The sequence below is a fragment of the Kribbella pratensis genome (genome assembly GCF_004366075.1).
In the GTDB taxonomy this organism is placed as follows: domain Bacteria; phylum Actinomycetota; class Actinomycetes; order Propionibacteriales; family Kribbellaceae; genus Kribbella; species Kribbella pratensis.
Genome location: NZ_SODU01000004.1, coordinates 179,752 through 204,379, shown reverse-complemented (window position 1 = coordinate 204,379; position 24,628 = coordinate 179,752). Strand labels below are relative to the sequence as shown.

The window sequence follows — 24,628 nt, the reverse complement described above, 5'->3', positions numbered from 1 at the left end:
GGTGCCTCGGTGACTGAGGATGTGTTCGGAGCCAGGGGGATCCGTGAACGGGTGCTGGCCGGGTGGGCGGCGGCGCCCGTTCGGTTCCGGGAGGACGCGAACGCCGAGGAGGAACTCGCCCTTGGCGGGTACGTCGACCGGCTGGTGATCGAGCTCGCCCAGAACGCCGCCGACGCAGCCACCCGCGCCGGCGTCCCGGGCCGCGTCCTGTACGAGTTCCGCGCCAACACTCTCGTAGTAGCCAACACCGGCACACCTCTGGACGCAGCGGGCGTGGAGTCCCTCGCCACCCTCCGCGCCTCAGCCAAACGCGTGGAACAGGCCGGTTCCTCGGTGGGACGGTTCGGGGTCGGGTTCTCCGCTGTGCTCGCGGTGACGGATGAGCCGGTGGTGTTGTCGCGGACCGGGGGTGTGCGGTTCTCGAAGGCTGACACCGCGTCGGCCATCGCCGACCTCGGGAACGCGGCGCTGGACACCGAGCTGCGGCGTCGCGACGGGCAGGTGCCTGTCCTGCGACTCCCGTTCGCGACCGAAGGCGAGCCGCCCGCCGGCTACGACACCGCGGTCATCCTCCCGCTCCGCGACGAGGCGGCCGCCGACCTCGTTCGCCGCGTGCTCACCGAAGCCGACGACCCGCTCCTCCTGGCGCTCCCAGGCCTCGAACGCATCGAGATCGAAACCGACGACACCCATCGGATCCTGGAGAACGCGGCCGACCGCTGGCACATCCACCGCGCCGCCGGCACCTTCACCACCGCCGAACGCGAGCACCTCCTCGCCGACCGCCCCACCGAAGAACGCACCCGCCCCACCTGGTCAGTCGTCTGGGCCCTGCCCCGCAGGCCTCTCACCGAACTACCGCGTGTGGTCCACGCACCCACCCCCACCGACGAACCGTTCTCCCTCCCAGCGTTGCTCCTGGCAACCTTCCCGCTCGACTCCACCCGGCGTCACGTGGCAAAGGGCCCGCTGACGGATCGGCTCGTCCAGGAAGCGGCGACGTCGTACGCCGAACTCCTCCGCCAACGAGCCGACACCGGAGACGACGTACTGCCCCTGGTCCCGACCGGCCTGCCGGCGGGAGCACTGGATCGCATGCTCCGCGACGAGATTCTCCGCGTACTACCAGGCATCCCCGTCCTCCCCGCAGTCGACGGCACCCTCCTACGACCGAGCGAGGCAGTCGTCGTGGACGGTGCCGACGAAGCGTTCAACGAGGTGCTGGCGCCGCTCGTACCAGGCCTGATTCACGCCCGCCGCGAGGACCGCCTCGCCCTTGACGCCCTGCAGGTACGACGCATCGAACTGGCCGAGGTGGTGGATCAGCTCGGGGGAGAGGAACCGCCCGGCTGGTGGCGCACGCTCTACGCCGCGCTCTCGACCATGGTCACCGACCCACTGATCCGCGAATCCCTCGGCACCCTCCCGGTCCCGCTCGCGGACGGCCGGCTCGTCCGCGGTGCTCGCGGTCTGCTCCTGCCCGGACCCGAGATCCCGGTCGACACGCTCGCCGCGTTCGGTGAGTACGGCGTACGCGTCGTACACCCGGATGCCGTCGACCCCGTCCTCGAACGCCTCGGCGCGATCACCGCCACTCCCCGCTCGCTCCTCGAAGACGGCGCCGTTCGTGCTGCTGTCGAGCATTCCGCGGAAGCCGACGACCCGGACGCGATCGCGCACGCTGTCCTCAGCATGGTCGCCGCCGACCCGACGCAGGCGGACGGCCTGTGGTGGCTCTCCGATCTCGTACTACGCGACGCGGACGGCGAACTCGTTCCCGCGAACGCCCTGGTCGTCGCCGGTTCCGACGCGCAAGCAGTGCTCGACGCCGACGAGGTCGCGCCCATCGCCGGCGACGTCCTCGACCGTTACGGCTTGCCCGCACTGGAGGCCGTCGGCGTCCTCGCCTCGCTCGGGGTCGTCGCCGCATCCGACGTCGCCCTGGACCGCCTGCCCGAAGCCCTCCAGGACCTCGACGGGATCGAGGACTGGGCGTACGACGTCGCGCCCGACGGATCCCGGTACGGGGCAGGAGTCGGCGAGCTCGAAGCGATCCGCGACCTCGACTGGATCACCGACGACAGCTGGCCGAAAGTTCTGCAGCTCCTCGGATCCGACCCCGAGTTGCGTCGCGCGCTCGTCACCCAGGTCCGCGTCGTCGGCCCGGACGACCGGCCGCTCGGCGTACCGTCGTACGCCGCCTGGTGGATCCGTGAGCACGTCCTGCTCGACGACGGCGAACCGCTCGCCGGACGCGCGGATCCCGACGCCGAACCGGTGCTCGCAACCTTCCTCGACGAGGCGCCCGCCTGGACGGCGGGCCTCGATCCCGAGGTCCGTACGGCGGTCGGGCTGGTCCGCGACGTCGGCGACCTCGATGCGGACGGCCTCGGACTCGTGCTCGACCGGCTGGCCGACCCCGAGCGCGACGTCGACGAAGCATCGATCCTGCGGCTGTGGAACCGGCTCGGGACGCTCGCGCTGTTCCCAGGCGCCGCGCCGGCGCACGTCCGCGTACTGGACGCCGACGGCGGCGGGACCCGAGTCACCGACGCGGATGGCGCGGTCGTGGTCGACGGGCCGATGTGGGTGCAGCGCGAGGACCTCGGCGGGTTCGTGATCGGATCCGGTGCCGCGGCGGACGGGCTCAGCGACCTGTTCGACGTACCGCTCGCCCAAGAAGTTGCCGAGGGCAAAATCGACGGCGAGGGTACGGCGGCCGACGTGCCGGAGATCGTCCGCGAACTCGTGCCCGAGGTCCCGGCGGCGTGGTGGGAGCACGAGGAGCTCACCGTCGACGGTGTCGAGGTCTCGTGGTGGGTCGACGCCGAGGGTGCACCGCACGCGGCGACGTTCGACGGGCTGGCGAAGGCCCTCGCGTGGGCCGCCGGGCGATGGGACCAGCGGCACGTGATCCGCGCGGTTCTCAACGAACCGGACCGTTCCGTGGAACTTCTGGTCGACGCCGTCTACGACTGACCGGAACTGGCCGCGGGCCGGAAAGTACACGCCGCGTAACTGCGCTTGGAAGCGTTTCCGCCTACGGGAGTCACGCAGAGCGAGCAACGTTGTCAAAGGTTGGTATATCCACTGAGCTGCAGATATGACGTCTTCACTTCAACGTGGCAACGAACTCTTGTCAACGTTGTCAACGCTACTTATAGTCCGTGGCACCTCTCGGTCCGTGATCCGCCAGTCCACGCAATGCAAACGGAGGTGACCTTCGTCATGAACACGGAGTCCCACAGCGATGGCCCGCGCCCGCAAGAGCAGTACGAAGATGTCGAAGACGTCGTCCGGTACCAGCTGACCCGGCGGAGCATGATCGGAGGAGGCGCCGCGGCACTGACCGCCTTCCTGGCCGCCTGTTCCGGCGGTGGCTCCTACTCCGACAAGCCGGCCAACAGCAACAAGCCGGTGGCCACCAAGTCCATCCAGATCGGCAAGGCCAACATCCCGGTCCCGCGGGACCAGACGGTGATCGTCGGCCAGGTCGAGTACACCGTCTTCGACAGCTTCAACGGGATGATCCCGAACGGATCACCGGGCGGTGCCGGTGTGGAGCTGGCGACCGAGCCGCTGTTCTTCCTCAGTTTCGCCACCGGCAAGCTCACGCCGTGGCTGGCGACCGAGTACAAGTACAACGACGACCACACCGAGCTGACCCTGAAGTTCGACCCGAAGGCGCACTGGAACGACGGGAAGCCGCTGGGTGCGAACGACTTCAGGTTCACCGTCATGGCCCTCAAGGACCGCCCCGACCTGTTCGGCGGCGGCGGCGACCTGAAGGAGTTCGTCAAGACCGTCGAGGTGCCGGATCCGCAGACCGCGGTGGTCAAGTTCCTGAAGCCGACGCCGCGGTTCCACTACAACTTCATCGCCGCGATCGCGGGCGCGCCGAACAACATCATGCCCGAGCACATCTGGAAGTCGCAGGACCTGACCAAGTACAAGGACAACCCGCCGGTCCGCTCGGGTCCGTACAAGCTGAAGCAGGCGATCCGGAACCAGAAGATGTTCGTCTGGGAGAAGGACCCGAACTACTGGAACAAGGACAAGCTCGACGTCAAGCCGCAGTACGTGATCTTCCAGAGCACCTCGAAGCAGCTCGACCAGGCGTCGCTGGCGTTCGAGCGCGCCGAGTTCGACGTCGGCTCGATCGACACGCAGCACGCCACGCAGCTGGCCAACACCGGCTACCCGAACCTGGTCACGACGCAGTTCCACGACCCGAACCCACGGGTGATGTGGCTGAACTGCGACCCGGCCCGGGGCGTGATGGCCGAGGAGAAGATGCGCTGGGCGATCAACTACTGCCTCGACCGGGAGAAGATCGGTACGTCGGTCTGGGACGTCAAGGTGCCGCCCGCGATCTACCCGTGGGCCGACTATCCGACCAACGACAAGTGGAAGGACGACGAGCTCGCCGACAAGTACAAGTTCGAGTACAGCCTCGAGAAGGCAACTCAGCTGCTCGACGAGATCGCTCCGAAGAACGCGGCCGGCAAGCGCACCTACAAGGGCAAGGAGATCAACCTCGAGATCATCACGCCCGCGCAGGTCGACAAGGCCGAGTACGCGATCGCGAACGTGCTGAAGACCGACCTCGCCAAGGTCGGGGTGCCCTGCACGTTGCGCAGCCTGTCCGGCAGCGTGCACGACGAGAAGTTCCAGCGCGGCGAGTACGACATCGACTCGAGCTGGGCCGGGTTCGCCATCGACCCCGAGCAGCTGTACACCGACTGGGAGAGCAGCAAGGCACAGCCGATCGGCAAGAACGCCGCCGGGAAGAACAAGATGCGCTTCAAGGACCCGGCGTTCGACGAGATCTCCCAGAAGCTGTCCGGGATGGACCCGGACAGCGAGGAGGCGAAGCCGCTGCTCAAGCAGGCGCTGGAGATCTACTTCCAGAAGCTGCCGCTGCTGCCGGTGATCCAGACCGGGTACCCGCAGTTCTTCAACACCGCCTTCTGGAAGGACTGGCCGACCGACGACAACCTGTACGAGGTGCCGTTGAACTGGTGGCCGCACTTCATCCTGGTGCTCGGCAAGATCTCGGCCACCGGCCAGAAGGGACCGGCGTGACGGCGGAGGCCCCGCCGGTGGTAGCTGTCGACAAGAGCCAGGACTCCGCGCCGCCTTCGGGGGTGCGGGCCTGGCTGTCGCGGCATCCGCTGGCGGCGTACGCGATCCGAAGGGTCGGGCTCTACTTCGTGGAGCTCTGGGGAGCGCTCACCATCGCGTTCTTCTTCTTCCGTCTGATCCCGGGCGACCCGGTCCAGACCCTGATCCAGACGCTGCAGCAGAACTACATGTACAACCAGCAGGCGAGCACCGAGCTCATCGCCCGCTACCAGCAGGAGTTCGGCCTCACCGGGAACATGTTCTCCCAGTACCTGAAGTACATGGAGAAACTCGTTCTGCACGGTGATCTCGGGCCGAGCCTCATCAACTACCCGACGCCCGCCCAGGACGTGATCCTCAGATCGTTGCCCTGGACAATCGGTCTGCTCGGGATCTCCGCGGTGCTGGCCTGGGTCCTCGGCGTGCTCCTCGGGGCGATCGCGGGCTGGCGGCGCGGGAAACTCGGATCCGCGATCGCGACCAACCTGTCGATCGCGCTCTCCCACGTTCCGTACTTCTTCGTCGCGCTGATCCTGGTGTACATCTTCGCCTACTCGATGGGCGTGCTGCCTGCGAGATCGGCGTACGACTCCAACATCAGTCCGGGGATCTCGCTGGAGTTCATCGGCAGCGTGCTCAAGTACGGGCTGCTGCCGGGGTTGTCGATCGTGATCATCGGGACGTTCAGCTGGATCCTGTCCACCCGGATGCTGATGGTCCCGGTCCTCGGCGAGGACTACCTGGTGTACGCCGAGGCGAAAGGCCTGAAGGGCTGGCGGATCCTGACCCGGTACGCGCTGCGGAACTGCTACCTGCCGCAGATCACCGCGTTCGGCATCTCGCTCGGCTTCATCTTCAACGGCAACGTGCTGGTCGAGCAGCTGTTCAACTACCCGGGTCTCGGGACCACGCTGGTCACCGCGATCCAGCAACTCGACTTCAACACGATCCTCGGCGTCACCGATATCGCGATCTTCTCGGTGCTGACCGCCGTACTCCTGCTCGACCTCCTGCTCCCGCTGCTTGACCCGCGGGTCAAGTACTGGAAGTGATGACGATGAGAATTCTGACCGCGGTGCTGCGGACGATCCGGAACAGCCGGCGACTGGCGGCCGGGCTGATCATCCTCGGAGTTATGGTGCTGCTGGCGCTGTTCAGCCCGGTGATCGTGAACGCGATCGGGGGCGGCAAGGATCCGATCGAGGTGGCGGCGTACGAGAAGTGGCTGGTGCCCGGACCCGGGCATCTGCTGGGCACCGACCAGTTCGGCCGGGACGTGTTCGCGATGGTGATGAAGGCGCTGTCGGTCTCGCTCCAGATTGGGGCGATCGCGGGCATCATCTCCACCGTCGCAGGTGTGATCGTGGCGTTCGTGGCCGGTTACAAGGGCGGCTGGATCGACGGCATCTTGTCGACGTTCACCGGGATCCTGCTGGTAATCCCGACGTTCCCGTTGCTGATCGCGCTGTCGGCGTACGCGAAGAACGTGAGTCTGTTCCAGGTCGGCGTGATGATCTCGATCTTCTCGTGGCCGTTCGCGGCCAAGACCATCCGTTCCCAGGTGCTCAGCCTGCGGACCAGGCCGTACGTCGACCTGGCGCGGGTGAGCAAGGCCCGCGACCTGGAGATCATCGTCACCGAGCTGCTGCCGAACCTGCTGCCGTTCATCGGCGTCGGGTTCGCGTCCTCGGCGCTCGGCGCGATCTTCGGACTGGTCGGCCTGGAGGTGATCGGGCTCGGGCCGGGCGGTGTCGTCGACCTCGGCCAGATCATCTACAACGCCATCACCACCGGCGCGCTGACACTCGGGGCGTGGCCGATGTTCGTGGTCCCGATCGTGCTGCTGACGCTGCTGTTCGCGGCGCTCAACATGGTGAACATCGGGTTGGAAGAGGTTTACAACCCGCGGCTGAGGGGAGTGGCAGGTGAGTGACTCCGTCTTGGAGATCAAGGGGCTCGAGGTCGTCTACTCCACCAACCGCGGCGACGTGAAGGCGGTCCGCGGGATCGATCTCGACGTACGCCGCGGTGAGATCCTCGGGATCGCGGGGGAGTCGGGCAGCGGGAAGAGCACGCTCGCGGTCGCACTGCTCCGGCTCCTGAAGGCGCCGGGCAAGGTGACCGGCGGCTCGGTGATGTTCCACCCGGCCGGCCGTTCGCCGGTGGACCTGCTGAAGGTCCATGGCGAGGAGCTTCGGGTACTGCGGTGGAGTGCTCTCTCGTATCTCCCGCAGGGTTCGATGAGCTCGCTGAACCCGGTGATGCGGGTGCACGACCAGTTCAAGGACGTGATCGTCGAGCACGCGCCGGACCGCAAGGAAGCGGTGTCGGACATGATCCCGCGGCTGCTCGCACAGGTCGGTCTCGAGCCGCGGGTGGCCCGGATGTACCCGCACGAGCTGTCCGGTGGGATGAAGCAACGGGTGCTGATGGCGATCGCGGTCGCGCTCGAACCCGACCTGGTGATCGCGGACGAGCCGACCACGGCGCTGGACGTGACGATCCAGCGGGTGATCCTGCAGTCGCTCGCGGATCTGCGTACCGACTTCGGCGTGACCCTGATGGTGATCTCGCACGACATGGGCGTGCACGCACAGCTCGCGGACCGGGTCGCGGTGATGTACGAGGGACAGTTGGTCGAGGTCGGCGACGTACGGCAGGTCTTCAAGGACCCACAGGACGCCTACACCCGGCAGCTGATCGAGTCGATCCCGAAGCTCGGACGGAGGGCATCATGAAGTCGGAGCTCGAACTCCGTGGCGTGCAGCAACGGTTCCATGCCCGTGGCGTCGCCGACGGCTACATCACCGCGGTGGACGACGTGAGCTTCAGCCTGGCCGCCTCGCCGCCGCAGATCGTCAGCCTGGTCGGCCAGAGCGGCAGCGGGAAGAGCACGATCGCCCGCAACGTCCTCGGCCTGCAGAAGCCCACGGCCGGGTCGGTGCTGTACGGCGGCAAGGACATCTTCAAGCTGAGCCGGGCCGAGTACGACGAGTACCGGCGCGACGTACAACCCGTGTTCCAGGACCCGTACGCGATCTTCAACCCGTTCTACCGGGTCGATCGCGTGCTCTGGAAGGCCCTGAAGAAGTTCAAGCTCGCGGACACCCGCGCCAAGGGACTCGAGCTGATCGAGGAGTCGCTGCGCGCCGTCCGTCTCGAGCCGGAGAACGTGCTCGGGCGGTACCCGCACCAGCTGTCCGGCGGTCAGCGGCAACGCATCATGCTCGCCCGGGTCCACATGCTGCGCCCGTCGTTCATCATCGCGGACGAGCCGGTGTCGATGCTGGACGCCCAGGTGCGCAAGCACTTCCTGGACATCCTGCTCGACTTCCAGACCAAGCACGGGATGACGACGCTGTTCATCACCCACGACCTGTCCACGGTCTACTACCTCGGCGGCGAGGTGATGGTCATCACCAAGGGCCAGATCGTCGAACGCGGCCCGGTCTCCACGGTGATGCACGAGCCCTCCCACCCGTACACCAAGCTGCTCCTCGACTCCATCCCGCAACCCGACCCCGACCAACGCTGGACCAGCCGCATCGCCGTCGACGAACTGGAACGCGTCGACGACGCAAACCCCGCCGCCGACACCAAGCCGGAAGCCCCGATCCTCTAGATCGGGGCTCCGGCTCCGGCCGTCAAACGGTCTTGATGGCGGGGTCGCTGAGGCTGGGGGTGCCGGTTTCTACGTGGCCGGCCAGGCGGCGGAGGTAGGTCGTGTCGGTGGCGGTGGTGATCGAGACGTCGTACCAGCCGTTCGTGGTGGTGATGGTCCGGGTGGTGGTGCCCTTGGGTAGGTCGAGATTCTGGGCAGTGCCGGCGTACGTGTTGGTGATCGTGATGCGGCGGGCGGCGTCGGAGATGAAGGTGAGTACGACGTTGCCGGTGGCGGCGTTCTCGCGGGTGGTGAGTTCCAGGCCGGTGGCGGGCTTGCCCTTGAAGGTGCGGAGGAAGCCGTTCGGGCCGTGGACGGTGAGGTCGGTGACGCCGGCCGAGTAGATCGGGTTCCAGCTGTCGGCGACGGTCTTGCCGGCCTCGGTGGTATACGTCCACGGGCCGTCGGAACGGTTCGCCGAGGTGACCAGGAACTGCGCGCCCGCCCGCGCCCCGGAGCTGAACGTCAGCCTGTACTTGCTGTCGGCAACGGCCCCGTCGACGACCGGTGCGTAGGGCAACGGCCGGGTACGTCGGCGGCCGCGTTCCTGCGCCGGGACCTTGCCGACCGCGGGCGGCGTCGGCACGTAGTCCGGGTGCCGTTTGTTGTCCGGCGGCTCGTACGCGCTGGTGTCGGGGAGGGTCGCCGGCTGCGTCGCCGCCGTACCGAAGTCGAATGCCGACGTCAGGTCGCCGCAGATCGCCCGGCGCCACGGCGAGATGTTCGGTTCGTGGACGCCGAAACGGGACTCCATGAACCGGATGATCGACGTGTGGTCGAACACCTCGGAGCAGGTGTAGCCGCCGGTGCTCCACGGCGACACCACCAGCATCGGCACCCGCTGGCCGAGACCGTAGGCGCCATGCGCGGCCTTCGACCCGGTGTACAGATCGGGGCCCGGGTCGACCGTGGACAGGCCCTGATTGGCATCCATCGGCGGGTACGGCGGTACGACGTGGTCGAAGAAGCCGTCGTTCTCGTCGTACGTGATGAACAGAGCGGTCTTGCTCCACACTTCGGGGTTCGCGGTGAGCGCGTCCAGGACCTGGGAGATGTACCAGGCGCCGTAGTTGGCCGGCCAGTTCGGGTGCTCGGTGAACGCCTCGGGCGCCGCGATCCAGGAGATCTTCGGCAGGCGGTTGTTCGTCACATCGGCGGCGAGCTGCGCGAACAGGCTCTCGCCGGCTTTCGCGTTCGTGCCGGTGCGGGCCTTGTCGTACAACGGGTTGCCTGGCTGCGCGGTGCGGTACTTGTTGAAGTAGAGCAGCGAGTTGTCGCCGTAGTTCCCGCGGTACGCGTCGTCGATCCAGCCCCACCCGTGGTCGCCGTCCAGGCCGTCACCGATGTCCTGGTAGATCTTCCACGAGACACCGGCCTCCTCGAGCCGTTCCGGGTACGTCGTCCACCCGTAGCCCGCCTCGTCGTTGCCGAGGACCGGGCCGCCGCCGGTGCCGTCGTTACCCGTGTAGCCGGTCCACATGTAGTAGCGGTTCGGGTCTGTGGAGCCCATGAACGAGCAGTGGTACGCGTCGCACAGCGTGAACTTGTCCGCGAGCGCGTAGTGGAACGGGATGTCCTCGCGGGTCAGGTACGCCATCGTGGTCGGCGTCTTCGCCGGGATCCACTGGTCGTACTTGCCGTTGTTCACCGCCAGGTGCGCGTCGGACCAGCTGTGCGCGAGGTCCTGGATGAACTGCATCCCGAGGTTGTCGGCCTCCGGCCGGAACGGCAGGATCTCCTTCCCGGCGGCACTCTTCTGGTACCACACCGGCTTGCCGCTCGGCAGGGTGACCGGTCGCGGGTCACCGAACCCGCGGACGCCGTTCAGACTGCCGAAGTAGTGGTCGAACGACCGGTTCTCCTGCATCAGGACGACGATGTGCTCGACGTCCTGGATACTGCCGAACCGGCGGTGCGCGGGGATCGCGGCGGCCTGCTCGATGCTGTTCGCCATCGCAGCGAACGCAGCCGACGCTCCGGCCAACTGCAGGAACCTACGGCGATTGATGTCTGGCATGACAGCTCTCCTCGTGGGGCGGGACGGCTGGAGTGTTCAGCACCAGTGATTCATCAGGCGCACATCAACCCGAACAACCGGCGTACGAGCCATGAACGAGCGCCGCCGTGGACCATAGCGCGCAAAGTTGTCCCCTTACAAGATTCAATACGCAGAATCTTGCAATCCTACGAACAACTCGAGTTCTCTTGTGACCGCTGCCACCATGCCCCATGAGGACGAGCGGAAGGGGCCGCTCAGGCCGCGCGGGCAACCACAAGATGCCCGGGACGACATCCACGCCCCGCACCAGCTGGAACCGACGCTCGATGACTCCGCGCTCGATGACCGGTTGGCCAATCCACTGCAGTACGTCCACATGTCCTCCTGTCCGCATCCGACCATGACGCGGGGGACAGGCGGGACGGCTTCACACACTCTGCCAGCCGTTGGCGGGCTTGATCGCCTGTCGCAGCGTCCCGTCGACCCGGTAGCCGGTAGCCGGTGCGCGGCCGCACTCAGCACGTACGGCTCGACGCCGCCGATCCCCAGCCTCGGCGACCCGGCATGACGCGGTGTTGCCGGTGGAGTGGTGGACCTTCAGCCGGTTGAACCTGGCGCGTTCCCTGAGGCAGGCCGGATCCACGAGCAGAGGCATGGCCTGATGCTTGTGCGGGTACGTCGCCCTACGCCGCGGCGTTGTTGCCGGGTGAATCACGGATCTCGCCCCCACGGGTCCGTTGCGCTCTCCTCGACGGTGTTGGCGTCGCCTTCGCGCTCCGGGCCCTGGGCACTCCGAGGGTCGAGCAGGCGGCCGCTGTCGTGCGCGTCGCCCCAGGGGTTGAGGCGTGCGGCGTCTTCGGGGGTGATCCAGGGTGGATCGGTGTCTCTCGGCCAGGCGCGCGCGGGTGCCCCGGCCGCGTCGGGTCTGCTTGTTCTGGATGTGGTTGTTGGCGGGCGGTATCGATCGCGGGGGATCGGGGCGGGGGTGGCCCAAGTGGGGCGGGTGACGTCGACTGTGCCGTCGGTGATTTGGATGTTCCAGTGGCCGGCGTGCAAGTCGCGGTGGCAGCGTTTGCAGAGCAGAACGAGGTTGGTGAGTTTGGTTTCTCCGCCGTCGATCCAGCTGGTGACGTGGTGGGCGTCGCAGTAGATCGGCGGGGCGCCGCAGCAGACGCAGCCCTTGTCGCGGGCGATCAGGGCCTTGCGCATGGGGCCGGTGGCGAGGCGGACGGTGGCGCCGACGTCGAGGGGCTGGGAGTCCGAGCCGAGCACGACGGGGAGGATCTGGGCGTCGCAGGCCAAACGCCGGATGGTGGCCGCGGACAGGGCGTCGCCATAGATCAGCCGTCCGGTCGAGTTCGCGGCGGCTGTCTTGAGGTCGTCGAAGTCGACCGTGACGAGGATCTGCGGCTTCTGGCCATGTCCGGGGACAGAACCGCCGCTGGTCGCGGTGCTGCTGGCGGTGTTGCTGGCGGCGTTCAGGACGGTGGTGAGGGCGTCGGCCTGGCGCTTGTCGCGGCTGCGGGGGTCGAGGGCGCCGTCGATGGTTTTGTGCGGCTTGGCGTAGGTGTGGATCAGCGTGCGGAACAGTTCGGCGTTCTCGCTGGCCAGGAACCCGGTGAACGCGACACCGTTGTCGGCGGTCCTCATCTTCAGCGTCTCGCGGTCGTACGCCTCCTGTTCGGCGGGCTCGGGGCCGTCGGTGTCGAGCCGGTTGCGGACCTGTACGCCGGCCTTGCGCAGGTCGAGCGGACCGTGGGTGCGGCCAAGTTCCACCATTTCCCGCTCGGCGACAGCCAGATCTTCGACCGGCACCGTGGCGGGCAGTTTGTCCAGCGCGGACACGATCGCCTCGGCCTGCGCCGGATGCAACAGCACTCCACCACCCTCGACTTCAGGATCAGGGTCGGGGAGGGCGGCCGCAACGGCCGGGTACTTCGGTAGAGCGTTGGCCAGGTAGACGTCGCGGCGGGCCTTGGTGGCGTCCACGCGGTAGCGGAAGGTCAGGAATCGGGCGGTGGTGCCGGCGCCCAGGTCCCTGGCGTAGCCGATGGTCTCGAGGCCGGCGGTTAGCCGCAGCGCGAGGGTTTCGAGGCGGGCGATCTCGGCGTACGTGGCATCGAGAGTCGACACCATCTCGTCGCCGCTCATCGACCACACCGGTCGCTCCCCGAGAATCTCCATACCCACAGCGTAGGCAGCCCCTCCGACAGTTTTCGAAGCCGAATGCCCTTGTTTTCATGGGAATTCGGCAATCCAGGTTATCCACAGGATGGCAAGTCCGTGCACACGTGGGAGGATGATCGGGTAGTGTTACAAGGCGGCGTCCAATTTTTCGTTGCCGACAGCAATCAGTGTTCCTGTAGTCCGGAGGAGTTGACAGAGGTTCCGTGGAGCGTGTGTGGTACGTCGCCTACGGGTCCAATCTCGCCCTCGAACGCTTCAGTTGCTATCTGTACGGCGGCCGCCCGCGTGGCGGCGCTCGGATCTACCCGGGCTGCCGCGATCAGACGCCGCCCCAGCGGACCGCGGCAGTCACGGTGTCAGGCGGACTGGTGTTCGCGGGTGCGTCGAAGGTGTGGGGCGGTGGCTCGGCGTTCTACAACGCGGCCGCACCCACCGAGCTCGCAGGCCGTGCCTACCTCCTCAGCCTGGAGCAGCTGGCGGACGTGGCGGCTCAGGAGATGTGGCGCGCTCCGGGCGGTGCTTACGCGCTGGAGCTCGAAGCCCTCCTCCCGGAGGTAGCCGAGATCCACTCCCTCGGCTCCGGCCGCTACGAGACCGTCGTGCGACTGGGGGAGCTTGACGGCCTGCCGATGTTCACCGTCACCCACGGGACGGTCGCCGACATCGATCCGGCCGCGCCAACAGCGTCGTACCTTCGCTGGATCGCCACCGGCCTGACCGAGGCGCACGGCTGGGAGTTGGCGCAGGTGGTCGAGTACCTGCACGCGGCGCCGGGCGTCCAACTCGGCTGGACGCCCGGCGCGCTGCTGTCAGCGCTTAACGGCTGAGCGCTTAACGGCTGAGCGCTTAACGGCTGAGCGATTGGCGGCTCAGCGCTTGACGGCGATGCAGGTGGCGGTTGATGACTTGGTCGGGTCGCTTTCGGAGGTTGCGGTGAGGGTGATCTTGGCGAGCGGGCCGGTGCCGCCCTTGGTGTAGACGGGGACCGTGACCTGCTGGCCCGCGTTCGCGGTGGCGAGTGCGTTGGGCAGGGCGATCGGCCAGCCGTCGGACTTGGCGGACAGGCGGTAGACGTCACCCTTGATGTACTGCGTGACGTCCTCGGGCTGCGTGGACGACGTACCGGCCTTGCCCGTGTTGGTGAGGCTGAAGTTGCAGGTCTGGACACCGTTGCGGTCCGGCTTCGCGACGGTCGGCAGCAGCCGTACGCCGCGCTTCTGGGCGCCGGCGCCGTCGAGGGAGCGGATCGCGACCGTGTACGACAGCTCACCCTTCGCGTTGCGGTGCACGTTCGTGATGTAGAAGTGCAGGCGGTTCGCGGTGTCGGTGTACTCGTACTCGCTGCCGGAGTTCGTGCCGGCGTGGAACAGCGCGTCGGACAACTGCCGGTAGTCGCCGATCGTGATCGGGACCTTCGTGCCGTCGGGCAGCACGTAGTCGGTCAGGTTGATGTCCTGCGGGTTCGCGTCGACGACCCACTCGAACGGCGCGCGGTCCTGGTTCTTGGTCTTCGCGAGCAGTACGCCGGCATCGGGGGTGAACGAGTCGGTGCCCATCCGGTCCACGACCTCGACCGTGTAGTTCTGGTACCCGCGGCCGTCGCAGAGCGGATCCTTCGTCGCATCGCACGGCGCGTCCAGATCGCCCGCGCCGCCGAGCTCGATGTTGATCCCGGACAGGTCCTTGGCATCTGGGTTCACGCTGCGTGCCTTGACGTTCGCGATCACCACACCCGAGGTCGCGAGTGCCTCGCGGGAGAGTCTGAGCACGTTCTGCTCGTCGACCATCTTCAGCTTGATCTTGTTGCGCAGCATGTGTTGCGCGCCCATCGACGCACCGCCGGTCGCCGGGATCATCCAGCGGCTGTGCGGGCCGCCCGGGCCGTTGAAGCTGCCCCGGCTGAGCATCTCCCAGATACCGGTGTACGCGCGCCTCGGCGGGACGCCGTACGGGTTGTTGTAGTTGTCGCCGATGCCGAGGATGTGGCTGAACTCGTGCGCGAACACCGCCATCCCGGAGCTCTCCGCCTGGGTGGACGAGCCGCCGCCGGCGTTCGGCCAGATCGACGAGCCGGCCGCCCACGACGTCCAGTCGACGTACCGGGTCTCCGACCAGTTGCGCTGTGCGGGATCCGGCGGACCGAACTCCTCGGTGACGTCCTCCTTGGTCGGGAACTTCATCATCCCGAACTCCTGCCAGGTCGACGACTCGTCCTGGCCGGCGCTGAGGAAGAACACGAAGTCGTACCCGGCCGGTACGTCGGGACCCTGGTCGGCGACCCAGGCCGCCTGGCCGTCGGTGCGGATGTTGCGCGAGCAGTTGTCACCGGCCGGGCAGTCCTCGTCGCTCTGGAACTCCATCGCGTACTCGTGCGACTTGCCCGGCATCCGGTACGGGCCGAACGCGGTGAGGTCGACGCCGTACCGGCCGCCGGAGTCCTCCATCCAGTACTCGTGCAACGTGTGACCATGGTTCAGCGGCTCTGGGGTGTTCAGGAAGTTCTTGTAGAACTGCGCGGTCTGATCCCGCGGTACGCCGTTCGCCGCGGCACTCGGGTTGCCGAACGCCGTCGAGCCCTTGGGCTTGGTGATGACGAAGTCCTGGTTCGGGTAGTCGAGCAGCACGAGCGCGCCCTTGAAGGTCCGCTCGGAACCCTTCACGGCGGGATCGGCCCAGTTGGTGCCGGGCGGTTTGACGTAGTCGTCCCACGTCATGTGGTCGGGGTTCTCCCAGTTCTGCGGGTCGATCGGGCCCGGCAGCCCGCTCGACAGGGTCTTCGCGACCCGCGTGTCCGGCCCCGACTCCTGCCAGGGCTGCTTCTGCGGCCAGTGCGGGTACTGCCAGGCGTTCACAGGGTCCGGGGGAGCGCTCGGTGCGGCAAGCGCCATCGACGGCACCGAGACAACGGCCAGCACTGCGACCAGCCGCACAACACGACGAAACTTCCGTTGCTCAGACACGGGCGGGCATCCGATCAAAGAGGCGGACAACGGGGCAAGCCATGAGCATGCCCCCAAGACGCAAATGTCACAACCGCACACGGCGCGCTGCCCAAGCCGTCTTTGGGCCCCTGCCAACCATTCCGCGGCGCTCGAAACGGTTGGTGGGTGCCCAAAGTTGGACCGGCGGTAGATTGGGGGGATGCTGTATACAGTATGGTGGCGGTTCTTGGATTTGGATGGAGGTTGCCGATGTACTCAGTCACCGATCCGGCGCGTGGGGTGTTGGTGGAGGAAGTGGCGAACTCGACGGAGGAGGAGGTGCGCGCGGCGATCGGGCGGGTGCATGCGGCGTACCCGGACTGGCGACGGCGGACCGTGGGGGAGCGGGCCGCGATCGCGGCGCGGGCGGCGGACCTCTTCGCGGAGCGGGCCGACGAGCTGGCCGCGATCATGACGCTCGAGATGGGTAAGCGCGTCAACGAGGGCCGCGGCGAGGTCGGGATCGTGGTCGACATCTTCCGGTACTACGCGGAGCACGGGCCGGCGTTGCTCGCGGACGAGCCGATCGACCTCAAGGACGGGAAGGCCGTCATCACCAAAGGGCCGATCGGGGCGTTGCTCGGGATCATGCCGTGGAATTTCCCGTGCTACCAGGTCGCCCGGTTCGTCGCGCCGAACCTGGTCCTCGGGAACACGATCCTGCTCAAGCACGCCTCGATCTGCCCACGGTCGGCGCGTGCGATCGAGGAGATCCTGCACGCGGCCGGCGTACCGGACGACGTCTACGTGAACACGTACGCGTCGAGCCGGCAGATCCCCGCGATCCTCGCCGACCCGCGGATCGCCGGCGTCTCGCTGACCGGCAGCGAGCAGGCCGGGATCGCTGTCGCCGCCGAGGCCGGGAAGAACCTGAAGAAGACCGTGCTCGAACTCGGCGGCTCCGACCCGCTGATCATCCTCGACACCGACGACCTGGACGAGACCGTCAACGCCACCGCGACCGCGCGGATGCGGAACTGCGGCCAGTCCTGCAACGCCCCGAAGCGGATGATCGTCCTGGCCGGCCTGTACGACGAGTACGTCGACCGGCTGACCAAACGCGTCGCGGAGTACTACGTCCCCGGCGACCCGGCCGACCCCGCGACGAAGCTCCCGCCGCTCGCCTCGGCCGCCGCCGCGGACGAGGTCGCCGCCCAGGTGGCGAAAGCGGTCGAACAAGGTGCGACCCTGCGGACCGGCGGTCGCCGCATCACGCCCGGCGCGTACCTCGAGGCGACCGTCCTCACCGACGTCACGCCGGAGATGGACGCGTACTACGAAGAGATCTTCGGGCCGGTCGTGATCGTCTTCGAAGCTGCGGATGAGGACGACGCGGTCCGGCTCGCCAACGACACCCCGTTCGGCCTCGGCGCGTCGGTGTGGGGCACCGACCCCGACCGCAACCGCCGCGTCGCCGACCGCATCGACGCCGGCATGGTGTACCTGAATCGCGCCGGCGGTTCCCAGGCCGACCTCCCGTTCGGTGGCATCAAACGCTCCGGCCTCGGCCGCGAACTCGGCCCGGCCGGCATCGAGGAATTCATGAACAAGAAGTCCATCCGGCTCGGGTGACAGGAACCGGCCAGCGCGCTCCGGGTGGTGGTGTACGACGCCACAGTGGTGGAGGTGACCTACCAGCAGCAGCCCCCGCCTCCGCAAGGCACGCCGTACCCGGGACCTCCGCCGAAGCGGCTGCGGCCGCACGATCCACTGGCCGTTGCCCTGGGCAACGCCTCGTTGCTCGGCCTCGGCTACTTCCTGATCCGCCGCTGGTTCTTCGGTCTTCTCGGCCTCGCCGGTACGGCGGTACTCCTCGTCCTCATGTACCAGCGCAAGGACACGGCGTACCAGTTCGGCCTGCTGGGGTGGGGACTGCTGCAGGTGCTGCACGGACTGTTCCTGGCGACCCGGCCACCGGAGCGGACGGCCAGTATCCCGAAGCGGATCGTCGCCGCTGTGGTCACGCTCGCGGTCGTGGCGTCGGGCGTCGTGCTCAAGCGCGGTGCTGCCGATGTCGCCGACGATGTGACCGCAGCGCGGCGGGCCGGCGACTGCGCGAAGGTCGTGCAGGCGCAGGACGAGGTCTGGTTCGGTGACCGCCTTGTCGCCGGGAAGGACATGGACCGCGGTGACAGCGACGTGGAGATCTGCGGCAGGCTGGAAACGGTGAGGTCGCACCTCGGGACAGCTGTGGGACTGGGGGACGTGGACTCGGTCAAGGAGGGCTACGGCATGCTCGGCCCGATCGCCTCCGACCCGCGGCAGCAGGCGACCGCAGGTGCCGTCATGGATCGATTCGTCAAGGACCTGCAGACGATGGAGTCGTGCGAGCAGATCACGTTGACCGCGTGGTTGCGGACCCGCAAGCTGTCCAAGAACTTGCTCGATCGCGCCAATGCCGTCGTACCCCGGATCGAGCCCAATGCACTGCTGGCCTGCGGCGACGACTATGCGTCCCGGAAGAACTGGGTGACCGCGCGAGCGACGTACCAGCGGCTCGTCACGACGTACCCGAAGGCCAAGCAGGCGGCGCGGGCGCGCGCCGGACTCGTGAAGGCCACGCTGGCGATCGAGCTGGACAACGTCCGCAACCTGGTGCTGGACGGGTCGTACTGCTCGAGTCCCGCGAAGTACAGCGGCGCGAAGCCGTACCACCGCGGTTTCAACCCGGCGATCTTCCTCGGCGACGGCTCCCAGTACGCCGACCAGCTGCCGGCCGCATGGTCGATCGACGACCCGTACCGGGCGACCATCGTCGTGTGTACCGAGACGCCGGGACAGGGCGCGGCAGTGCAGACCTGCCCGTACGTACCGGAGTCGAATCCGTACGGCGGAGAGGTCAGTTACGTGACGTTCCGCAAGGTCACGGTCCCGGTCAAGGTGTACGAGCTACGCACCGGGCGCCTGGTGCTGTCCACCATCGTGCAGATGTCGGGGGAGGCCTGCCCGTACCGCCTGAGCTCCAGCAGTACGGACAACGAGAGCGTGACCCCGAGCGACACGCAGGTCCAGGCGGCGTTTCGGCCTCTCGTGGTGCGCCCCTGACGGCGCATACTGACGGCACCAGGGAGCTCGTGTCGAGGGGGCCGTGGATGACTGTGCCCGGTGGCTACTCCATCAAGACCTATCGGTACCTGCGGATGGCGATGCCGGCGATGATCCTCCTGCTCGCCGCCGCGCTGGTGATCGAGTGGGCGAAAACCGATCCACACTGTCTGCAGACGTCGATCAGCGCGTACTACTACACGCCGGTGCGCGCGATCTTCGTCGGCTCGCTGATCACCATCGGCGTCTGCATGGTGGTGCTGAAGGGCAACACCGAGCCGGAGGACATCCTGCTCAACGTGGCAGGCATCCTGGCCCCGGGCGTCGCGCTCGTGCCGACGCCGGGACAGGGCACGTGTCACTCGGTGCCGGTCGCGCTCGGCGACGCGGCCGCGAACGTCGCGAACAACATGCTCGCGCTGTTCGTGGTCGGCGTACCGTGCCTGCTGGTGACCGCGGTCTTCATCGCCCGGGACCGGGTCCGGCAGCCGGCAGGGTGGACACCGATGTACGTGCTCGGCCTCGCGGTCGCCGTGGTGATATTCGGCGGCGGGCTGGCGTGGTTCCTCGTCGACCGGTCCGGGTTCATCGGCAACGCGCACTACGCGGCCGCGATCGTGATGTTCGCGTGCATCGTTGCGGTCGTGGTGCTGAATGCGGTGCAGTTCCGGCGCAAGCAACGCAAGCACGCGGTCCCGCATTCACCGGCGAACCGGTACTCCGTGATCGCGGTCGCGATGGTCGTCGTACCGCTGCTGATGTTCGGCTGGAAGAAGGTCTTCGGCTGGGATCACGCGGTCCTCTGGATCGAGGGCACGCTGATCCTGCTGTTCGCGGCCTTCTGGATCAGCCAGACGCAGGAGCTGTGGAACGAGGGGATCCGTCAGGAGTTGCCGCGGTCGCAGGCCACGCCGTCACCGTTGCGATCGAGCGCCGCCGAGTAGCCCGGATCCCCGCGGTGCAGCGGCGCCTTGCCCGCCGCGCGAGCCTCCGCACAACTCCGGAACACGACCGTGGTGCTCGTGACCGGCGCCGTCGTCGGGCTCGGCTCCGTCGGGGAGATCGCCGGCGACGGTTCGGTCGGCGTCGGGGTCGGCTCCGTGCCCACCGGCGTCGCACTCGGCGTCCGGCTCTCGGTCGGCGTCGGTGTCGGCGTCCGGCCGGCCTCGGGACTCTCGATTCGCTCCGGAGTCGTCGCGATGGCCGTTGGCTCCGCGACCGGTGTGCTCGTTGGCGCCGCCGTGGGTTCCGAGGTTCGCACGGGCGTCGTACTCGCGGAGTCGTCACCGCCGCCGAACGGGTTGAGCAGCACCACCGCGATCAGCGCGAGCGGGACGGCTGCGACCGCGCCGAGCTTGATCCTGCTCGGTCCGCCGTACCGACCCATCGGACCGCGAACCGGCCGGCCGGCCTCGTCGACCCAGAACCTCCATCCCGCCGGTGCGGGCGGCCACGACTCGGGCGGACGCCAGCGCTTCGGCGGTCGCCATCGCGCGGTCGGCGGGTCGGGCCAATCGGGCGGTGCGTTGAACTGCCTCACTCTTCCTCCCCCAGTACGGGCAGCAGCCTAGCGAGAGGATCGGACGAAGGAAGACAGGAGGTCCCGAAAGCCCAACATTTAAACGCTTGTACGTCGACGCGCGCCCGGACCAGGTCGCGGTACGGCGTCGCCCGGTGACACCAGGCGACCCCATGCTGAGTGCTAAGTCTCGTTGACAGACCCAGGTCGGCGGTGTGAGGCTCGGTCCATGACGGAGACTGAGCAGGCGACCCGGAGCCGGACGTTCTCGTGGGCGGATCCGGCCGAGACCGCGGCCCGGGTCGGCCGCTCGTCGGGGCTCGAGATGCTGCGGGCGATGCGCGACGGGGAGCTCCCGGCGCCGCCGATCCTGCACCTGGTCGGCGGAACTGGGATCGAGGTCGAGGAGGGCAAGGTCACGGTGCTGATGCCGGTGGCCGAGTTCCACTACAACCCGCTCGGCACGGTGCACGGCGGCGTCATCGCGACACTGCTCGACACGGCCGCCGGCTGCACGGTCCATTCGACGCTGCCGGCCGGCGTCGGCTACACGTCACTCGACCTGATGACCCGCTTCATCAAGCCGGTCACGATCGACTCGGGCCTGCTGCGCTGCGAGGGCGGGATCATCAGCCGCGGTCGTCGTACGGCGGTCGCAGAGTCCCACCTGTACGACGAACGCGGCAAACTCCTCGCCCACGCAACGTCGAACTGCCTGATCTTCGAACTGCCCCAGACCTGATAGCGGCTCCGGCCTGATCAGCTCTTGTCGGCGAGCAACTTCTCGCTCGCCACGAGCCGGACGCAGGTGGCCAGACCGGTGATCGCCGCCTCGACCTCGGGCAGCTCCGGGTACGTCGGGGCGATCCGGATGACCTGGTCGGTCGGGTCGTCGCCGTACGGGTGCGTGGCGCCGGCCGGGGTGATCGCGATCCCGGCCGCCTTCGCCTTGGCGACGACCTCGCGGGCGCAGCCCTCGGGGACCTGCAGGCTGACGAAGTAGCCGCCGGCCGGTGCCGTCCAGGACGCGAGGCCGGTGCCGCCGAGCTCGGCGGTGAGGATCTTGTCGACCGCGTCGAACTTCGGCCGGATCAGCGCGGCCAGCGTCCGCATGTGCTCGTGCAGACCGTCGGCGTCGCGGAGGAACTGCACGTGCCGCAGCTGGTTGATCTTGTCCGGCCCGATGCTGCGCTTGACCGTGTGGCTCAACCACCACTCGATGTTCGCCGGCGAGGACCCGAAGAACGCGACGCCGGCGCCGGCGAAGGTGATCTTCGAGCTCGACCCGAACACGAACGCCCGGTCCGGGTGCCCGTTCTCGGCGCACAGTGCGAGCACGTCGGCGAGCTGGGCGGGGGAGTCGGTCAGGTGGTGCACGGCGTACGCGTTGTCCCAGAAGATCCGGAAGTCCGGCGCCGCGGTGTCCATCGCGGCCAGTCGCCGTACGGTCTCGTCCGAGTACACGGTGCCGTCCGGGTTGCTGTACTTCGGCACGCACCAGATGCCCTTGATCGCGGCGTCCTCGGCGACCAGCCGCTCGACGACGTCCATGTCCGGGCCCTCGGGCGTCATCGGCACCGGGACCATCTTGATCCCGTACCGCTCGCAGATCCCGAAGTGCCGGTCGTACCCCGGAACAGGGCAGAGGAACGTCAGCCCCTCGACGTCGGCCCACCGCTGCTCGGCGCCCGGCACCTTGCCGAGCAGCGCGAACACGATCGCGTCGTGCATCAGCTCGAGGCTCGAGTTCCCGGCCGCGAGCAACTGCTCGACCGGCACCTGCAGGTCCTCGGCGAAGATCGCCCGCACCTCGGGCAGCCCGTTGAGCCCGCCGTAGTTCCGCAGATCCGTACCGTCCGCCGATACCGGGTCACCGCTCAGCTCCAGCACTCCGTTCGCCGCATCCAGCTGCTTGGGCGACGGCTTCCCCCGCGTCAGATCCAACTTGAGCCCCTTGGCCACCAGCGCCTCGTAATCCCGCCGCGCCCGCTCAACCTGACCAACCAACTCATCGACACTCACAGAGGAGTCCTTTCCCAAGTACTAGGTGTTGACCCCCAGCCTAGTGATCACCCGACGGAGCGCAGAAACAGGGACTGACCTGGGTCGGTCTTGGTGGCGTCGACGCCGGCGGACTTGGTGAAGTCGTCTTGTTCGTGGCCGGCCCAGTCGGGGATGGGCTTGGTGTTCTGGGTGAGGTGCTGGTACGTCGTTCCGTTCCAGCCGAACTGGTAGATGGTGTGGGCGTTGGCGAGGTACGGCTGGTACGGGCCGGCGGCCGTTGCCTGCTTCGTCAGGGTGTTGTCGAAGAAGACGTTCTGCGGGCCGGTCGCGCCGGACCACTTGACCGCTTTCGGCCCGGCGCCCCACCAGATCGGGTACCAGGTGGACTCGTCCTTCTGCTCGCCGCCCTCGCCGCCGCAGTTCGACCTGCAGTTCGCGGAGCGGTGCTCGTACGGAACGTGCACGGTGTTCAGCTCGAACAGGTTGCGGCGTTCCCAGCCGCCGTGCAGGTTCAGGTCCGAGTCCAGGTCGTTGCCGATGACAACATTGCCCGAGGCGGACCATTGCAGGGTGAGGTGCCGCAGGCCGCGGGAGATGTTGCCGGCGTACACCGAGTCCCAGACCCGCGAGCCGCGCAGGTAGCCGTTGCCGCCCTTGCCCTTGTTCCAGGCGCCGTCGAAGACGTTGTCCTGGATCTGCAGGTTCTTGGCCTCCTCGGTGACGATCGCGTGCGAGCCGGTCATGGTGGTCCGGATGCCGCGCACCCACGAGTTCACGGCCCACTTCAGCACGACCCCGTGCAGCTCGTCCGCGGGCGCGAGGTTGCCGTAGTTGTGCACCGCGTCGGCGGCCTTGGCGTCGACCGGTTGGGTGAGCGAGAAGTTCTCCAGCCCGACCCCGAGTACGGGATCGACGAGCGGCGACAGCTTCGACGCGTACGACTTGTTCAGGATCTTCTCCGACCCGTCCGAGGTCGAGTCGACCGGTACGTCGTACTCCAGCGGCTTGTCGATCGTGACGGTGTGCTGTGCCTCGTCGACGGCGTTGACGGTGAAGATCTGCTGCCGCATGTGCAGGTTCTGCAGCGCGTGCTCGGTCGGCAGCGCCTGCTGCTGCTCGTAGAACTTCATCGTGTTCGCGGCGCGCACGTTCACGTACCCGCCGGGCTTCACCGTGTCGAGCTTGGCCTTCTCGTCCAGGTAGATGACCGTGTCCCCGGCCTTGGCGGCGAACCCGGCGCCACCGGGCTTCTCGCGGAGCTTCAGGCCCGCCTTCCAGTGCACGTTGACCGTGCCCTCGAAGAGATCCTTGCGATTGGCCGGAGCCTTCTCGTACGCCGCCTGGTAGTCCGGATCGACGCCCCGGCTCTGCACCCGGAACAGCCCGCGCCCCGGCCACAGCCAGCCGCCGGTGCCGTCCTCGAACTCCATCCCGTCCTCGTCCCAGTCGCCGCCGTCCTTGGTGAGTGCGTCGTACCGGGTGTTCTCGTCGGGCCGGAACACGAAGTGGGTCTTGTCGGCGCCGGCGCCGCGGATGATCAGGTAGTCCGCGTCCACGCCGAGCTGTTTCGACACGTCGAGCTGACCTGCGGGCAGCTCGATCAGCGACAGCTTGTCGTACGACGCCTGCTCCGAGCAGCCCGTCCGGATCGCGTCGATCGCCTTCTGCAGACCGTCGGAGTCGTCCTTCGAGTCGTCCGGTTTCACGCCGTACTCGCTCGCCAGCCGGTCCGCGCCGATCTTGCACTTCTGGTCGGGGTTGACCTTCGACCCATCCGGCAGTCCGGCACCTTCGCGGTAGCCGGCCTTGCTCCAGTCCGGGAGGCCCGGGAGCGGTGCCCGGCGGTTCGCGGCGGACAGGTTCAGCTTCGGCAGCTTGGCGGTGACCGGGGTCGCGCTGGGCACCGGCGCCGTACCGCTCGCGGACGGCGGGGCGCTCGCGCTCGACTTGCCGGTCTTCTCGGCCGACGTGCCGGCAGCGGAGTCGTCCCGGGTCACGAGGACCACGATCACCGTGGCGATCAACGCCCCGAGGACGAAACCGATCAGACCTGTGACCGCGAGCTTGCGACGCCGCACACCCTCACCCCTCGTTCGATGTGGACTCCG

18 protein-coding genes are annotated in these 24,628 nt (G+C 67.8%); 11 read left to right on the top strand and 7 right to left on the bottom strand.

From position 1 onward, the window contains the following. Positions 1-9: 9 nt before the first annotated feature. The 6 genes from EV137_RS33405 (at position 10) to EV137_RS33380 (ending at position 8,746) form a co-directional block, all read left to right on the top strand. Positions 10-2,979, top strand: a complete 2,970-nt coding sequence (locus EV137_RS33405; RefSeq protein ID WP_134132125.1) for a sacsin N-terminal ATP-binding-like domain-containing protein — start codon at positions 10-12, stop codon at positions 2,977-2,979. Between the two features lie 249 nt (positions 2,980-3,228). After that, positions 3,229-5,085 carry an ABC transporter substrate-binding protein gene (locus EV137_RS33400; protein ID WP_134005493.1) on the top strand — a complete coding sequence of 619 codons (1,857 nt, stop codon included), beginning with the start codon at positions 3,229-3,231 and terminating at the stop codon, positions 5,083-5,085. Beyond that, complete coding sequence (locus EV137_RS33395) at positions 5,082-6,176, top strand: ABC transporter permease (RefSeq protein ID WP_134005491.1); 1,095 nt, start codon at positions 5,082-5,084, stop codon at positions 6,174-6,176. Before EV137_RS33400 ends, EV137_RS33395 begins: the two co-directional genes overlap by 4 nt. A 5-nt stretch (positions 6,177-6,181) precedes the next feature. Beyond that, positions 6,182-7,057: an ABC transporter permease gene (locus EV137_RS33390; protein WP_238175732.1), complete on the top strand. Its 876-nt coding sequence runs from the start codon at positions 6,182-6,184 to the stop codon at positions 7,055-7,057. After that, a complete protein-coding gene (locus EV137_RS33385; RefSeq protein WP_134005487.1) occupies positions 7,050-7,862 on the top strand; it encodes an ABC transporter ATP-binding protein in 813 nt (270 codons plus the stop codon). Before EV137_RS33390 ends, EV137_RS33385 begins: the two co-directional genes overlap by 8 nt. Further along, positions 7,859-8,746, top strand: coding sequence for an ABC transporter ATP-binding protein (locus EV137_RS33380; protein ID WP_134132124.1), 888 nt, complete (start codon positions 7,859-7,861; stop codon positions 8,744-8,746). Before EV137_RS33385 ends, EV137_RS33380 begins: the two co-directional genes overlap by 4 nt. Positions 8,747-8,768: 22 nt before the next feature. Here the strand turns inward: EV137_RS33380 and EV137_RS33375 are convergent, their stop codons facing one another. The 3 genes from EV137_RS33375 to EV137_RS33365 all read right to left on the bottom strand — a co-directional run bounded on the left by EV137_RS33375 (position 8,769) and on the right by EV137_RS33365 (position 12,968). Continuing rightward, positions 8,769-10,802, bottom strand: coding sequence for a phosphocholine-specific phospholipase C (locus tag EV137_RS33375; protein WP_134132123.1), 2,034 nt, complete (start codon positions 10,800-10,802; stop codon positions 8,769-8,771). A gap of 409 nt (positions 10,803-11,211) precedes the next feature. Continuing rightward, a complete protein-coding gene (locus tag EV137_RS33370; RefSeq protein ID WP_134132122.1) occupies positions 11,212-11,439 on the bottom strand; it encodes a hypothetical protein in 228 nt (75 codons plus the stop codon). A 56-nt stretch (positions 11,440-11,495) separates the two neighbouring features. Beyond that, a complete protein-coding gene (locus tag EV137_RS33365; protein WP_238175731.1) occupies positions 11,496-12,968 on the bottom strand; it encodes an HNH endonuclease signature motif containing protein in 1,473 nt (490 codons plus the stop codon). 206 nt (positions 12,969-13,174) lie between these two features. Here EV137_RS33365 and EV137_RS33360 point away from each other — a divergent pair, with 206 nt between their 5' ends. Further along, positions 13,175-13,798, top strand: a complete 624-nt coding sequence (locus EV137_RS33360; protein WP_134132121.1) for a histone deacetylase — start codon at positions 13,175-13,177, stop codon at positions 13,796-13,798. Between the two features lie 42 nt (positions 13,799-13,840). Here EV137_RS33360 and EV137_RS33355 read toward each other — a convergent pair whose 3' ends face one another. Next, positions 13,841-15,901, bottom strand: coding sequence for a M6 family metalloprotease domain-containing protein (locus EV137_RS33355; protein WP_238175729.1), 2,061 nt, complete (start codon positions 15,899-15,901; stop codon positions 13,841-13,843). Between the two features lie 261 nt (positions 15,902-16,162). Here EV137_RS33355 and EV137_RS33350 point away from each other — a divergent pair, with 261 nt between their 5' ends. From EV137_RS33350 to EV137_RS33340, 3 genes are read left to right on the top strand one after another with little or no spacing between them, the layout of a single operon-like run. Continuing rightward, complete coding sequence (locus EV137_RS33350) at positions 16,163-17,524, top strand: NAD-dependent succinate-semialdehyde dehydrogenase (RefSeq protein ID WP_134132120.1); 1,362 nt, start codon at positions 16,163-16,165, stop codon at positions 17,522-17,524. 54 nt (positions 17,525-17,578) lie between these two features. Next, positions 17,579-18,997, top strand: a complete 1,419-nt coding sequence (locus EV137_RS33345; protein ID WP_134132119.1) for a hypothetical protein — start codon at positions 17,579-17,581, stop codon at positions 18,995-18,997. Positions 18,998-19,044: 47 nt separating this feature from the next. Continuing rightward, on the top strand, positions 19,045-19,941 hold the full coding sequence (locus EV137_RS33340) for a hypothetical protein (RefSeq protein WP_134132118.1): 897 nt from the start codon (positions 19,045-19,047) through the stop codon (positions 19,939-19,941). On the opposite strand, the gene EV137_RS41610 is transcribed toward EV137_RS33340, so the two are convergent. Next, on the bottom strand, positions 19,881-20,537 hold the full coding sequence (locus EV137_RS41610; protein WP_238175728.1) for an excalibur calcium-binding domain-containing protein: 657 nt from the start codon (positions 20,535-20,537) through the stop codon (positions 19,881-19,883). The two genes, EV137_RS33340 and EV137_RS41610, sit on opposite strands and share 61 nt — an antisense overlap. A gap of 208 nt (positions 20,538-20,745) precedes the next feature. Here EV137_RS41610 and EV137_RS33330 point away from each other — a divergent pair, with 208 nt between their 5' ends. Next, entirely contained in the window at positions 20,746-21,258 is a 513-nt protein-coding gene (locus EV137_RS33330; protein ID WP_134005471.1) for a PaaI family thioesterase, read from the top strand. 17 nt (positions 21,259-21,275) lie between these two features. Here EV137_RS33330 and EV137_RS33325 read toward each other — a convergent pair whose 3' ends face one another. Then, positions 21,276-22,538, bottom strand: coding sequence for an aspartate aminotransferase type Ic (locus EV137_RS33325; protein ID WP_134132117.1), 1,263 nt, complete (start codon positions 22,536-22,538; stop codon positions 21,276-21,278). Positions 22,539-22,585: 47 nt separating this feature from the next. After that, the gene (locus tag EV137_RS33320; RefSeq protein ID WP_134132116.1) at positions 22,586-24,598 is read right to left on the bottom strand and encodes a hypothetical protein; all 2,013 of its coding nucleotides are present in this window, start codon (positions 24,596-24,598) and stop codon (positions 22,586-22,588) included. Between the last annotated feature and the right edge of the window lie 30 nt (positions 24,599-24,628).

What these genes read in the sequence shown, in the direction of transcription:
- EV137_RS33340 (WP_134132118.1), top strand. Translation starts at nt 19,045, where the DNA reads ATGACTGTGCCCGGTGGCTACTCCATCAAGACCTATCGGTACCTGCGG.
- EV137_RS33365 (WP_238175731.1), bottom strand. Translation starts at nt 12,968, where the DNA reads ATGGAGATTCTCGGGGAGCGACCGGTGTGGTCGATGAGCGGCGACGAG.
- EV137_RS33380 (WP_134132124.1), top strand. Translation starts at nt 7,859, where the DNA reads ATGAAGTCGGAGCTCGAACTCCGTGGCGTGCAGCAACGGTTCCATGCC.
- EV137_RS33400 (WP_134005493.1), top strand. Translation starts at nt 3,229, where the DNA reads ATGAACACGGAGTCCCACAGCGATGGCCCGCGCCCGCAAGAGCAGTAC.
- EV137_RS33390 (WP_238175732.1), top strand. Translation starts at nt 6,182, where the DNA reads ATGAGAATTCTGACCGCGGTGCTGCGGACGATCCGGAACAGCCGGCGA.
- EV137_RS33370 (WP_134132122.1), bottom strand. Translation starts at nt 11,439, where the DNA reads ATGCCTCTGCTCGTGGATCCGGCCTGCCTCAGGGAACGCGCCAGGTTC.
- EV137_RS33350 (WP_134132120.1), top strand. Translation starts at nt 16,163, where the DNA reads ATGTACTCAGTCACCGATCCGGCGCGTGGGGTGTTGGTGGAGGAAGTG.
- EV137_RS33330 (WP_134005471.1), top strand. Translation starts at nt 20,746, where the DNA reads ATGACGGAGACTGAGCAGGCGACCCGGAGCCGGACGTTCTCGTGGGCG.
- EV137_RS33375 (WP_134132123.1), bottom strand. Translation starts at nt 10,802, where the DNA reads ATGCCAGACATCAATCGCCGTAGGTTCCTGCAGTTGGCCGGAGCGTCG.